Raw genomic sequence first — 12,859 nt, forward strand, 5'->3', positions numbered from 1 at the left:
AGTTCTTTATCTCTTCCGATAAAATGACGGCATGGTTTCGGAACCTCACTGTCCATAATATAATCCAGCACAATGGGTGACAGGGCACCTCCGGCAATTAATTTTTGATTTTTAGTATCACGTTTGATAAATTGTCGCTCCATGCCAAAAGAAATCAGCTTTGCAAGAAAAAGCAGACGTGAGCTGGCTGGTTTGTACAGAGAAGCCAGATTTTTCTTTTTGGCATCGGAGATGGTGTCATCTTGTATAAATAATGTGTATATATCCTGCATAGCCATATTGCAGTCAGACATCAATGGAAGCAGATTCTGGTGAATGGTTTCTGCCAGTTTTTTCTGATTACTGGGTTTGGAATAGTAGGCAGATATTTTGGGACTGATCTTTGCTTGACCGGTCAGCCAACGACAAACCAGACCATTATCCATAGAAAAATCCTGATTTGCCGGATCATCCATAAAATCTTCAAATAATTCGTATAAAAAATCAGGCTGACTCATTTGATTACTTTCGCTGATATGATTTTTTAAGCAAGTGCTAATAGAAGAAAAATCGCATCGATTCAATAGAAATTCCCCTTTCGTAGTTAAGATTAAGTATATCTATCATAACACGAACATATATTCGATTCAAGAAAATGCGGATATTTTTAAATTGATTGTGTCAATTTACAATCAATTTCTATTCAATGTGGTTTTCCAGCAGGTTCTGTAAAATAAGCTCAGATCAAAACAATGACGGGAGGAGCTTATGCAACAGAATATTGAATTTGAGCGGTGCATTGATTTTCTGGTACGGATGATTGATAAGTACGGCGAAGAAGTCCTCCGGGAGTTGGAGGAAGAAAAACAGAATAAGGAAGAAAAAGAAACGGCAGTTTCCTGAAATACAAAATGTAAATCAGACTGTCGCTTTTTTCATGTATTTTTAAATCAAATAAATTTTAAAAGCTGATGCAGAGTGTGTGACTCATTATTCTGGGAAGCGGTAATACGAGTATCAAATGGCTTGAAATGATTCTGTGTATAAAAGCTCAGAAGAAATTCATTATCTTCGCATTCAAGAAACTCCATAACGCCGCCTACGGAATATTTGAGACTGGATATGGTTTCCAGTGCAAATCCCAGTAGAATATTTCCAGGGATTCGTTTATTCTTTGGAAGAGAATAGTTCTTTCCCAACTGGGCAATCAGGTAAGCTGCGGTAGTATAGGATTGTGTTTCTTCATCCAAAATACTGACACGGGACAGCTTTTTTGCCATTGTCTTGCTGATATTTGAAGCACGGACAGAGATTGGTTTTACTGTAAGTGAAAAATAACCAACCAGTGAAGCATCTTCAGCATCAAATACCAGATAAGTGATAGATTGATCTTTTTTGGTAAACTCAATCGCATTATGTAATAAAAAGTATTCCACATCGGGATTTTTGGGACAAGAAAAATCGGAGAGTAAGTCGTAAAGACTTTCCTCTCCGATATATGTCGGTTCGTCTTTATCCAAATATGCCCGAATATTAACGGTAAAATATTTATCAGACATGTTTTTTCTTCCTTTTTGACATTAAAGCTAAGATTTCCTGTGGGTTCGTTAACTGACGTCCGGGAAGTGTCTGCTTTGGTGTGCGGTCACGGTCGGCTTCGTCAATTGCTGCGACAAAACGCTTTACGCTATTTGGATTGGATACGACAAAATTATGAGTAATACTTGAAGTAGCCATACTAACACCTCCTCTTTTTTGGCTTTTTTGTGTATTTATAGTATATGCAATGTGTGATAAAAACACAATATCGAAAACAAAAATAATTTCTAAATAATTTTCAAGCCGGACATTTATTAGACGCTTCCGGTAAGCGAACAATATTTTCGAGCCAATCATTTATAAGTCGCCAATGGTGGGCGGGCAATATTTTGATAACAGAAATGCTCTGTATCTAACTTAATTATACGATTGGCGAAGAAATGCGTCAATACGGAGAATAAGTATTGAAAATAGTTGGAACAAGTACTAAAATAAGGTTGGGACAATAAAACAGAGTTATACTGCGAGGAAGATTATGAAGAATAAAAAGATTAAATGCGATATATATACCAGAGTATCCACAACCATGCAGGTAGATGGCTACAGTCTGGATGCTCAGAAAGAAAAACTCAAGAGATATGCGGAATTTCAGAACATGGAAATCGTAAATGAGTATTCCGATGAAGGTAAGTCTGGAAAAAGCGTAGAGGGCAGACCGGAATTTCAGAGAATGTTGGATAATATTGAGAATGGAACAGATGAGGTGCAGTTTGTACTGGTGTTCAAGCTTTCCAGATTTGGTCGTAATGCGGCAGATGTTTTAAATTCTTTGCAGAGGATGCAGGATTTTGGAGTGAATCTGATCTGTGTAGAAGATGGAATTGACAGCTCAAAAGATAGTGGAAAGCTGATGATTTCTGTTCTGTCTGCGGTGGCAGAGATCAAACGAGAGAATATCCTTGTTCAGACAATGGAAGGACGTAAGCAGAAAGCCAGGGAAGGAAAATGGAATGGTGGATTTGCTCCGTATGGTTATGAATTAGTAAATGGAGAATTGCAGATTGCAGAGGACGAAGCAGAGATTATTCGTCTGATCTATGACAAATTTATTCATACCAATATGGGAATCTCTGCGATTGCTGCATGGCTGAACCAGCATGGATACAAAAAGAAAAAACGACAGAATAATACACTGGACGCATTTGCCGCTTCATTTATAAAGGGCGTTCTGGATAATCCGGTATACTGTGGAAAGCTGGCTTATGGACGAAGGAAAAACGAGAAAGTTTCTGGTACAAGAAATGAATACCGCATTGTAAAGCAGGAAAATTATATGCTGCACGATGGTATCCATGAAGGGATTGTTTCAGAAACAGACTGGGAGCTGGCACATCAAAAACGGGAAAAAACAGGTGTGAAATATGAAAAGACACATAGTCTCGATCATGAGCATATTTTATCCGGAATATTGAGATGCCCATTATGTGGAAGTGGTATGTATGGAAACGTGAACCGAAAGAAAAAGAAAGACGGAACTTTATATAAGGATTATTTCTATTATGCCTGCAAACATCGTCGCCTGGTAGATGGTCATAAATGTGGATATCGTAAACAATGGAGTGAGGAGAAGATTAACAATGCAGTGGAAGAAGTTATTCGGAAGCTGGTGAAGAATCCTAAATTTGAAGAAGCAATTCTGAATAAAATCGGTTCAAGAATAGATACAGAAGAAATAGAAAAAGAGATTGAAAGACTGGAAAAACAGCACAGGCAGCTGACCGGAGCAAAAGGAAGACTTGGACAGCAGATGGATAGCCTGGATATCATGGATAAATTTTATGAGAAGAAATATCAGGATATGGAGACAAGGTTATACCATCTGTATGATGAAATTGAAGGCGTGGAGAACAGTATAGAAGAAGTTAAGAATCGCCTGCTGAATATCCGGCAACAGAAAATATCAGAAGAAAACGTCTATCAATTTCTTTTATATTTTGATAAACTATATGATAAGTTCACCGACCTGGAGAAGAAAGAATTTCTTAACAGCTTTGTGGAACAGGTGGACATTTATGAGCAGGAGCAGCCAGATGGCAGATTCCTGAAGCACATAAAGTTCCGTTTTCCGGTGTATTTTGGAGACAGGGAGACACAGGAACTTTGTTGGGACAACGAAAGTACCGTTGAAACTGTGTGCCTCTTGAGCAACCGAAAACCAGATACCACGGTAAAACTCAGCGTGGATATGGACGATTACTACCGTATTAAAGATGGTAAAGAGCCTAAATAAAATCGAATAATACACTGAATTAAAGCAGGATAGAAGCTGTTGATGCGTTAGAAGATAACGTGTCAGCGGCTTTTTCTTTTTATCTGAAAATCTATTAGTCAAATCTGAAAGGAGTCAATTCTATGGCGAAGAAAAATGTAAGGAATATGAAGGTTTGTGGACAGAGCGGTTATAAATATGAGACAGTTCCGGCAATTACATTAAAAGGAAAGTGGCTGGAAGAACTGGGATTTCATCTTGGGGATTATGTGCAGGTGAAATGTGAAAATGGTCAGCTGATTATCACGCCAGATGTGGATAAAGCACAAGAGCAGGAAGCGAAGACCGCATTTATGGATGAGGAGATTAAGAAACTGATAATCAGATACCAGAATGAAAAAGAAGAAATTACTGCAAAATATGTGGCAGAGCAGAGTGCAGGCTGTTATGGAAAGAAAGCATGAGAGGGGGAGAATGTATGGCAAGGATTATAATGTGTGGATCATTTAAAGGGGGAGTTGGCGTATTCACTGGCTGAGATGGGAAAAAGGGTTCTGGCTGTTGATTTTGACAGCCAGGCAAATCTGACAACCTGCTTCGGAGTAGAAGATCCTGCGGCTGTGCCGGTGACGATTGGACATCTGATGATGAATCGGCTGGAAGATGAGGAAATGCCGGATCCGTCAGAGTTTATACAGAGTAGAAATGGCGTGGACTTTATTCCGTCAGCCATGATGCTTTCAGCAGTGGACAGTAAGCTACGGATGGAGATGGTTCAGAGAAGATGCTGACTGGTATTCTGGAGCCGCTGAGAGGGCTGTATGACTATATTATTGTAGACACCTGTCCATCGCTCGGAACATTGACGATTAACGCATTGACGGCGGCTGATGAGGTGATTATTGCCGTCAATCCGCAGCTTTTGGCAATGATGGGATTGCAGGATTTTATCCGGACAGTGAAGAAAGTCAGAAGCAGACTGAATGACCGCCTGCAGATTGCAGGGATCCTGCTGACTATGTGTGATGCCAGAACAAATCTCTGTAAGGTAATCACAGAACAGCTGACGGATACTTTTGATGGACAGATCCGGATTTTTAAGAGTATCATACCAAACACAGTAAAGGTGGGAGAATCAATTTATTACAGTGAGCCGCTTCTGGAGTATGCACCGGAGAATAAGGCTTGTAAAGCATACCGGAATCTGGCAGAGGAGGTGGTTGGGGATGAAAGCTAATGCACCAAAAAGAAAAGTATTTCAGGACGCACTGGATCTTCTTGCTGAGGATCCGGTGAAGAATACGCCAGTGCCTGTGAACGGGATTGTTTCTATTCCGGTTGAGGAAATACATCCGTTTCATGATCATCCGTTCCGGCTGTATGAGGGAGAACGCCTGGAAGATATGGTACAGAGCATCAGGGAGTATGGTGTGCTGAATCCGGTGATTGTGAGGAAAGCTGCAAGGGGCTATGAGATGCTTGCAGGGCATAACAGAACCAATGCGGCAAAGATAGCAGGATTGACAGAGATACCTGCGATTCAGTATTTATCAGGTTTTGCCGAAGCTGATTGAATTGTGGGGGATGAACATCAGGACGGATGTGGAGGCTAAAAAAACTTCATGCAACAGACCGTGAAATGACAACTCCCCTGTTTCTTCTCCGGTGTGTGCAGCTGGGGATTTCCATTCGGGATCTGGATCTGCTGACTATCGGGATGGTGAATGATATGTTTGTGGAAAGCAGGAACGATGAGTATAAGGGATGGAGACAGGTTGCCACGCAGGAGGATTTTGACAGGTTCTGATCTGATGAAATGTGGTGACAGGATGTTTCAGAAAGGGTATAATGGGTTTATCAAAGTCGGGATTTGGAGGAGATTCTTATTTATGAAAAAAGGAATAAATAAATCAATCTTATTTTATATTGCATCAGTTCTGTTTCTCGTAGCCTCAGCTATAGACTTTACGAGTGGAAATGAAAATTCTATGGCTATAGTATGGTTATGTCTTGGTTCTTCGTTTCTTTGCTTGGGTTCGACTCATAAGAAAAAGGAAAACAATACAGATGATAAATAATTTCCTGCTTGTATTGCTGGAAAATCGGGATTCATAGAGTCCTTTTGTGATTTGCAACTGCTGGTTGACAGATTTACAGCCTGAAATGGTGGAATGCAAACAGCAAAACTGTTATATTTAGCTCATAAAATCTGCAAAAGGAGGAAAAAATGATTTTAGCTGATAAGATTACAGAGGAAAGAAAAAAGAATGGATGGTCACAGGAAGAACTAGCCAATCAGTTGGGCGTATCCAGACAGGCAGTATCTAAGTGGGAAAGTGCAGGAGCTGTTCCAGATTTGCAAAGAATTTTACAGATGTCGGAGCTTTTTGGTGTTAGTACAGATTACCTATTAAAAGATGAAATGAAAGCAGAAAATATCACCTATCACGAAAGTACTGAAAGCTATGCAGAACCGTTGAAAAAAGTAACTATGGAGAATGCAAATGAATTTCTTGACATGAAAAGAAATGGATCCAAAGTAGTGGCAAACGCAACAAGTATGTGTATCTTAAGTCCAATATTATTGATTGTTCTTGTGACAATGGCAGAAGATAGCGTATTTCATGTTTCGGAATCTCTGGCAACAGTATTTGGATGTGTTTTTTTGCTTGGAATGGTTGCGGCAGCCGTCTTTTTGTTTATTACATATGGAATGCGTGAATCACATATGGAACATTTTGAAAAAGAATGCTTTGAAACAGAGTATGGTGTATCTGGAATGGTACGAGAAAAAAAAGATTCCTATGAACCAATTTTTATCAGAGGAACAGCTGTTGGGGTAGTGCTTTGTATACTGGCAGTGATTCCGACAATTATTGCCGAATCTATGGAAGCGTCCGACTATTACTGTGGTCTTTCCGTTGGATTACTGCTATTCATACTTGCAATAGGAGTGAATCTGTTGGTTCGTGTTGGGATGGTAAAAAGCAGTTACGATACCCTTCTTCAGGAAGGGGAATATACAAAAGAAGAAAAACTGTTTAAGAAAAAGACTGACACGTTTTCTGGTGTATATTGGTGCTTGACTACAGCGATTTACCTTGCATGGAGCTTCTGGACGATGAGCTGGGATATTACATGGATTGTATGGCCGGTTGCAGGTGTTTTGTTTGCAGCATTGCTTGGTGTGGCGAAAATGGTGTTAAAGAGTGGCAGTGAAACTCAGCACTATATTTAAGATGGAGTTAAGTTTATTTTCCGCATATTATACTCATCCAGAAATTCAAGTTTGGAGAATTGAAAAAAACGGAATTTACCTATTAAGACATATAAACTCTTGACAATAAAGCTCCTATATAGTATGTTTTTAATAAACTACTATATAGGAGCTTTTGTATGGAAATGAATGGAGGATTTCTTGTCACCAAAATAAAACAGCTTGGAGACCGGATTTTTGAGAAGATTCTCAGTGAAAAGAATATTGATGCGTTTAATGGAGCCCAGGGACGTATTCTTTATGTGCTGTGGCAGGAGGATGGTATCTCAATCAGGTCACTCTCGACTAAATGCGGATTAGCGATAACATCTCTTACTACGATGCTGGAAAGAATGGAAAATCAAGGGCTGATAAGCCGTGTTCAGTCTGAAACGGACAAAAGGAAAACACTCCTGTTTCTGACTGAGAAAGCACATGCCTTAAAGGGCGAGTACGATTCTGTATCTGATGAGATGGGCAGTATTTACTACAAAGGTTTTTCAGAGGAAGAAATTATCCGGTTTGAGGAATGTCTCGACCGCATCAGAAAGAATCTTGAGGAGTGGCAGAAGTCATGAGTATTTGTATCAAAGATCAGATTCAGAACATGAATATCGTCATTGGCTGCACAGTGGGGTGTACATATTGCTATGCCCGCAACAACGTGAAACGCTGGCATATGATTGATGACTTCGCTGACCCTGAATTCTTTCCGGGTAAGCTCAAGATGATGGAAAAGAAACGTCCGCAGAACTTTCTTCTTACTGGGATGAGCGATCTCTCCGGATGGAAGCCGGAATGGAGAGACGAGGTATTTGCAAAGATCCGTGAAAATCCACAGCATCAGTTCCTGTTCCTTACCAAGCGACCTGATCTGCTGGATTTTGATACCGATCTGGAAAATGCATGGTTTGGCGTTACGGTGACGAGGAAAGCCGAACTGTGGCGTATCGACGCCCTTCGGAAAAACATCAGAGCAAAGCATTACCATGTTAGCTTTGAACCGTTATTCGACGATCCCGGTACAGTTGACCTTTCCAGAATCAACTGGATCGTTGTCGGCACTATGACCGGGGCTCAGAGCAGGAAGATTCATACGGAGCCGGAATGGGCATGGTCTCTGACGGATCAGGCACACGCACTCGGCATTCCGGTGTTTATGAAGGAAGACCTTGTCCCTATCATAGGGGATGAAAATATGATTCAGGAAATGCCGGAAGAATTTAATAAAGTGTTAGAGGTACAGAAATCATGGAAGAAGTAATAAATGGAATCCTCATTCGTGAGGTGGAAACAAAGAACATCATGACTAAGTCTAGTCTGCCGGTAGGCGGCTACTCGGTCAATCCCTATGTGGGCTGTACACATGCCTGCAAGTATTGCTATGCTTCTTTTATGAAGCGCTTTACCGGGCACAAGGAGGAATGGGGCACTTTCCTTGATGTGAAGCATTGGCCGGAAATTAAAAATCCGAAGAAATATGCCGGACAGCGGGTGGTCATCGGTTCTGTGACAGATGGCTACAATCCACAAGAGGAGCAATTCGGGAATACCAGAAAACTTCTGGAGCAGCTGATCGGCAGTGACGCAGATATTCTGATCTGCACAAAGTCGGATCTTGTGGTACGGGATATTGATCTGCTGAAGAAGCTTGGACATGTAACCGTTTCATGGTCGATCAACACACTAGATGAAAATTTCAAGAACGATATGGATTCTGCTTCGAGCATTGAGCGCCGTATCTCTGCTATGAGGCAGGTATATGAAGCAGGTATCCGTACAGTCTGTTTCGTATCCCCGGTATTCCCCAGTATCACGGATTTTGAAGCAATCTTTGAGCGGGTAAAGGATCAATGCGATCTGTTCTGGCTCGAAAATCTCAATCTTCGAGGCGGTTTCAAAAAGACAATTATGGATTATATCGCCGGAAAATATCCTGATCTTGTACCACTTTACGACGAGATCTATAACAAGCATAACCGCAGCTACTTTGAAGCACTTGAAGTAAAAGCTGAGAAAATGGCTAAGAAGTATGATTGTGCCTTTGTGGATAATGAAATGCCTTATGGCAGAGTCCCGCAGGGACATCCGGTGATCGTAGATTATTTCTATCATGAGGAAATCCGTGGGACAGAGAATACCGGAAAAAGAAATCGCTAACTTCAAGTTTGCAGGGAAGGTGGCTATCATGGAGATGAAGAGAAATGGATGAGAGGAAAGCGTATTGGTTTGAACAGCCATATATGCCGCAGATGAAAAATATTGCGGTGGCTCCTGTTATTCTGGAAGATGGAAGACTGTCCTTCTGTGTTCCAGGGGATGATGGTCCTCCGTGGTCCGGGGTGTGGAACCTGACTGGAAAGGTTGTTTTGGACGGGGATGATTATTTTGAGTTCCAGTGTGATGATGAAGTGATGCACAGACGGGGTGGAACATATAAATTTCATGCTTTGGATGTTGATACATTCCGCAGGGAAACGTGTTAGTGGATATCACAGGGAAAAGAGATTGCAGACTGCTGTAAAACAACAGAAGAACTGCATGAATGGTACCTGAAACATTGGACTTATAACAGATAGAATGATTATATTTACGAAGGCATCGGTCACCTGGTTGGCTGGTGCTTTTTTCGTGGGGAAATGGAGGTGGCGGGATGTATCCGGTATCGGATGGGTTTCTGAGAGCTGTGAAGAGCAATACAAGAAAATATTACTGGACGGGTACGATCGTTACCAGAGGCGGAATGACGTATGAGTTCGGGGCGAAGGAGATTGTGAAGGGTTCCGGGTATATTTCCAGGCAGTGCTGTGGAAGCACGGAAATTGAACTGGGGACGGTGTATGCGGCGGAGATGGGGATCACGCTTCTGAGTGACATTGACAGGTATACGCTGGAGGATGCTCAGGTGACGCTGGTGTTTCATCTGGTGCTGGCGGATGATTCGGTGGAAGATGTGCCGATGGGAGTTTTTGAGGTCAGTGAGGCGAACCGTCTGGCAAAGTGCCTGGAACTGAAAGCCTATGATTTTATGCTGCGGTTTGATAAGAGTTTCAACGGGCTTGAGACTGTGGGGACTGCTTATGATTTTATTGCTTTGTGCTGTAAGCGGTGTAAAGTGGAGTTTGCGAATAAGAGGGCGGAGATTGATGCCATGCCGAATGGCGGGGTGACGCTTTCTGTTTATACTGAAAATGATATTGAGACCTGCCGGGATGTGCTGTTTTATGTGGCACAGGTTCTGGGAGGTTTCTTTATTATTAACAGGGAGGGAAAGCTGGAACTGAGAAAGTACGGGAAGGATCCTGTGATGAAGGTGGAGCAGAGACACCGGTTTTCTTCCAGCTTTTCGGATTTTATTACCAGATACACGGCAGTGAGTTCCACCAACAAGCAGACGCAGATTGCAGAGTATTATGCTCTGGATCCGGGGGATGTGCTGACATTTGCGGGAGGACAGGCGGATGAGGGATGGATCACCTGTATTACTTCTATCAGGCAGAAGATCGGGGGAAAGCAGAGCCTGAAATGTGTGGGAAAGAATCCGAGGCTGGCTCAGGCGAAGTCAAGGAATGACAAGAATATTTCGGGACTGCTGAACCAGATTGAAGACAATGCGAAGACTGGGAAGATCGGGATCCATACGTTTACCAATGTTTGCCGCTGTATTATCCCATTGAGAAGATCGTTGCCAATTATACGAATACATTCAATGTGTATCTCTGGATGGAGTATGGCAGCGGTACGGTTGATGTGGGAGACTGCATTGCTTCTGTCAGCGGACAGGCAATGGCGGCTGGGGAAGCCTGGGACGGAAAGCTTGAGGTGGAGGATTATACCACGAGATTTGCCATTGGCGGAGGACTGGATGTGAATGGTTTCCGGGAATCGCTGTCTATGCAGATGAAGGAGACGGTGAACAGAGGATTTGAAGTGTATTTTGCTGAGAGAGCGGGAATCAGCGGTTTCTGCAGGCCGGTAGAAATGGAGGGTGTGTGATGAAGTTGAAAGGTGAAATGGTCATTGAACTGACCGATACGAATACGGGTGCGGTGGAGACAGTTCAGGAGACGAACATGATCACGGAGGCAGTGAATAATATTCTGGGGCTGAATCCCATGGGGATTTATCTGAAAGCCAGCGGGGAGTATGACAATTCTGTTTTGTGGAACGGGACGCTGCTTCCCATCTGCCCGAACATGATCGGCGGGATCCTGCTGTTTCCGGCAGTGCTGGAAGAAAAGGCGGATCATATTTACGAGCAGGGGAAGAACCTGCTTCCGGCAGTTCTCAGAAATGGGGGCTGCTTTTTTCAGGGGAGGAGGATTCTGGCATGAAGGAATTTTGGAACTTTATTCAGATGGTTTTTATGGCTGTAGGCGGATGGCTGGGCTGGTTTATGGGAGGCTGTGACGGGCTTCTGTATGCCCTGATCGCTTTTGTGGTGATCGATTACCTGACCGGGGTGATGTGTGCTTTTGCGGACCATACGCTTTCCAGTGAGGTGGGATTCCGGGGGATCTGCAGGAAGGTGCTGATCTTTTTGCTGGTGGGAATGGCAAATATTCTGGATGTGGCTGTGATCGGGAACGGATCCGTGCTGAGGACAGCGGTGATCTTTTTCTATATTTCCAATGAGGGTGTGAGTCTGCTGGAGAATGCAGGGCATCTGGGGCTGCCGATTCCGCAGAAGGTGAAAGAGGTGCTGGAACAGCTGCATGACAGAAGTGAAAAGGGGGATGGGGAATGAGCTGGTGAAAAGTAGCAACAAAAAGAGTGTGGAAACTGTAGCAAAGGAAGTCATTACCGGAAAGTGGGGGAACGGCGGGGACAGAAAGAAGAGACTGCAGGCTGCGGGATATGATTATGGGGCAGTGCAGAGAAAAGTGAATGAGTTGATGAGATAGTAGGAAGCCTGCTGTTGTCTGTGGAGAAATCTGCGGATGATGGCAGGCTTATTTTTTTGTTTGAGGTTTCAAACTTTTATGTGACAAACATAACTGTCTGTGCTATTATAAAAACGATATAAGCGAAAATGACTTTTGCGGAAACGAAAGTATCTTTATATTTTTTTATCCGTATACTTCCTATAATGGGAATGAATACTTGCAAAGTTGATTACTAATATTTTTTCATTATTACAGGTACAATAAGAACATGTAATAGCGGAAATGAGGTATAGTTACTTGCAGATAGAGAAGTATATTGCGGATAAAATAACATCTTTGTGTGAAAAGTGTGATATCAGTAAATATAGATTATCGCAGCTGTCGGGAATTTCCCAGTCATCACTGGGAAGAATCATGGCGCAGGAAAACCTGCCGTCGCTGATTACACTTGAAAAAATATGTGCAGCTTTGGGCGTGACATTATCACAGTTTTTTCAGGAAGGTAATTCAGAGAATCTGACAGAAAAACAGAAAGAAGTTTTAAGGATATGGAACAATCTGAGTACAAATGAGCAGGAAACAGTAATGTCAATGCTGCGTGGACTTCGGAAGTAGGAGAACAGTTCGAGTATATGTATCGGCTGTTCTTCTTTTGTTTTTAGGCGTTAAAACGGTAATGTTTTTCTTGTACATAGTCGAGCATTAGAGTATAATAAAACCAGTTTTTTTTCATATGTTTAAAAGCTATAATAAGAAAAACGGCAAAACAGATGAAAGTCTGCGACGCAAAGCTATAGGGCCTGTAAAATGGTAGCCAGTTGCCACGTTAAAGATGCATTGTCTGCAATGACAATGCTTTTTTCATTTTTGGAGATTAAAAAGAAACTAAAACAGGCAATAATTGGTGGCTGCTAAAATATAAAAATGAAG

17 protein-coding genes, 3 pseudogenes and 1 riboswitch are annotated in these 12,859 nt (G+C 42.2%); of the genes and pseudogenes, 17 read left to right on the forward strand and 3 right to left on the reverse strand.

Annotated elements, in window-relative coordinates:
• Positions 1-497, reverse strand: a pseudogene (locus tag DXD92_RS04650) (Archaeal ATPase); the annotation flags it as partial.
• Positions 498-747: 250 nt separating this feature from the next.
• Between DXD92_RS04650 and DXD92_RS19170 the strand changes: the two are divergent.
• Positions 748-882: a hypothetical protein gene (locus tag DXD92_RS19170; protein WP_279220642.1), complete on the forward strand. Its 135-nt coding sequence runs from the start codon at positions 748-750 to the stop codon at positions 880-882.
• Positions 883-929: 47 nt separating this feature from the next.
• Here DXD92_RS19170 and DXD92_RS04655 read toward each other — a convergent pair whose 3' ends face one another.
• Both DXD92_RS04655 and DXD92_RS18910 read right to left on the reverse strand, forming a co-directional pair.
• The gene (locus tag DXD92_RS04655) at positions 930-1,538 is read right to left on the reverse strand and encodes a hypothetical protein (RefSeq protein ID WP_055195104.1); all 609 of its coding nucleotides are present in this window, start codon (positions 1,536-1,538) and stop codon (positions 930-932) included.
• Positions 1,531-1,716 carry a hypothetical protein gene (locus DXD92_RS18910; protein ID WP_014080774.1) on the reverse strand — a complete coding sequence of 62 codons (186 nt, stop codon included), beginning with the start codon at positions 1,714-1,716 and terminating at the stop codon, positions 1,531-1,533. Before DXD92_RS18910 ends, DXD92_RS04655 begins: the two co-directional genes overlap by 8 nt.
• A gap of 337 nt (positions 1,717-2,053) precedes the next feature.
• Between DXD92_RS18910 and DXD92_RS04665 the strand changes: the two genes are divergently transcribed.
• The 16 genes and pseudogenes from DXD92_RS04665 to DXD92_RS04735 all read left to right on the forward strand — a co-directional run bounded on the left by DXD92_RS04665 (position 2,054) and on the right by DXD92_RS04735 (position 12,544).
• The gene (locus DXD92_RS04665; protein ID WP_243104837.1) at positions 2,054-3,808 is read left to right on the forward strand and encodes a recombinase family protein; all 1,755 of its coding nucleotides are present in this window, start codon (positions 2,054-2,056) and stop codon (positions 3,806-3,808) included.
• A gap of 122 nt (positions 3,809-3,930) precedes the next feature.
• Complete coding sequence (locus DXD92_RS04670; protein ID WP_117509302.1) at positions 3,931-4,251, forward strand: SymE family type I addiction module toxin; 321 nt, start codon at positions 3,931-3,933, stop codon at positions 4,249-4,251.
• 75 nt (positions 4,252-4,326) lie between these two features.
• Positions 4,327-5,024: pseudogene (locus DXD92_RS19270) on the forward strand (ParA family protein).
• Positions 5,014-5,361, forward strand: coding sequence for a ParB N-terminal domain-containing protein (locus DXD92_RS04680; protein WP_242991115.1), 348 nt, complete (start codon positions 5,014-5,016; stop codon positions 5,359-5,361). The pseudogene DXD92_RS19270 and the gene DXD92_RS04680 overlap by 11 nt, the downstream one beginning before the upstream one ends.
• Positions 5,362-5,387: 26 nt before the next feature.
• Positions 5,388-5,594 (forward strand): hypothetical protein, encoded by a 207-nt coding sequence (locus DXD92_RS18355; protein ID WP_147398862.1) that lies wholly within the window; start codon positions 5,388-5,390, stop codon positions 5,592-5,594.
• An 82-nt stretch (positions 5,595-5,676) separates the two neighbouring features.
• Positions 5,677-5,865, forward strand: coding sequence for a hypothetical protein (locus DXD92_RS04685; protein ID WP_117509428.1), 189 nt, complete (start codon positions 5,677-5,679; stop codon positions 5,863-5,865).
• Positions 5,866-6,014: 149 nt separating this feature from the next.
• The gene (locus tag DXD92_RS04690) at positions 6,015-7,025 is read left to right on the forward strand and encodes a helix-turn-helix domain-containing protein (protein ID WP_118640196.1); all 1,011 of its coding nucleotides are present in this window, start codon (positions 6,015-6,017) and stop codon (positions 7,023-7,025) included.
• Between the two features lie 158 nt (positions 7,026-7,183).
• Positions 7,184-7,621, forward strand: coding sequence for a radical SAM mobile pair system MarR family transcriptional regulator (locus tag DXD92_RS04695; protein ID WP_007884694.1), 438 nt, complete (start codon positions 7,184-7,186; stop codon positions 7,619-7,621).
• A complete protein-coding gene (locus DXD92_RS04700) occupies positions 7,618-8,307 on the forward strand; it encodes a radical SAM mobile pair protein A (RefSeq protein ID WP_117509300.1) in 690 nt (229 codons plus the stop codon). Before DXD92_RS04695 ends, DXD92_RS04700 begins: the two co-directional genes overlap by 4 nt.
• Positions 8,295-9,203: a radical SAM mobile pair protein B gene (locus DXD92_RS04705; protein WP_118640197.1), complete on the forward strand. Its 909-nt coding sequence runs from the start codon at positions 8,295-8,297 to the stop codon at positions 9,201-9,203. The genes DXD92_RS04700 and DXD92_RS04705 overlap by 13 nt, the downstream gene beginning before the upstream one ends.
• Before the next feature lie 44 nt (positions 9,204-9,247).
• The gene (locus tag DXD92_RS04710) at positions 9,248-9,529 is read left to right on the forward strand and encodes a hypothetical protein (RefSeq protein WP_243104838.1); all 282 of its coding nucleotides are present in this window, start codon (positions 9,248-9,250) and stop codon (positions 9,527-9,529) included.
• Between the two features lie 167 nt (positions 9,530-9,696).
• Positions 9,697-11,039: pseudogene (locus DXD92_RS04715) on the forward strand (hypothetical protein).
• Entirely contained in the window at positions 11,039-11,377 is a 339-nt protein-coding gene (locus DXD92_RS04720; RefSeq protein ID WP_330427153.1) for a hypothetical protein, read from the forward strand. Before DXD92_RS04715 ends, DXD92_RS04720 begins: the two are co-directional and overlap by 1 nt.
• Positions 11,374-11,790, forward strand: coding sequence for a phage holin family protein (locus DXD92_RS04725; protein WP_118640198.1), 417 nt, complete (start codon positions 11,374-11,376; stop codon positions 11,788-11,790). Before DXD92_RS04720 ends, DXD92_RS04725 begins: the two co-directional genes overlap by 4 nt.
• A gap of 4 nt (positions 11,791-11,794) precedes the next feature.
• On the forward strand, positions 11,795-11,947 hold the full coding sequence (locus DXD92_RS04730) for a hypothetical protein (RefSeq protein ID WP_330427154.1): 153 nt from the start codon (positions 11,795-11,797) through the stop codon (positions 11,945-11,947).
• A gap of 279 nt (positions 11,948-12,226) precedes the next feature.
• Entirely contained in the window at positions 12,227-12,544 is a 318-nt protein-coding gene (locus DXD92_RS04735; protein WP_117760753.1) for a helix-turn-helix domain-containing protein, read from the forward strand.
• 135 nt (positions 12,545-12,679) lie between these two features.
• A riboswitch (cyclic di-GMP riboswitch) is annotated at positions 12,680-12,755 on the forward strand.
• The last annotated feature ends 104 nt before the right edge of the window (positions 12,756-12,859 follow it).

Source organism: Blautia sp. TM10-2 (assembly GCF_003480845.1).
Classification (GTDB): Bacteria; Bacillota; Clostridia; order Lachnospirales; family Lachnospiraceae; genus Fusicatenibacter; species Fusicatenibacter saccharivorans.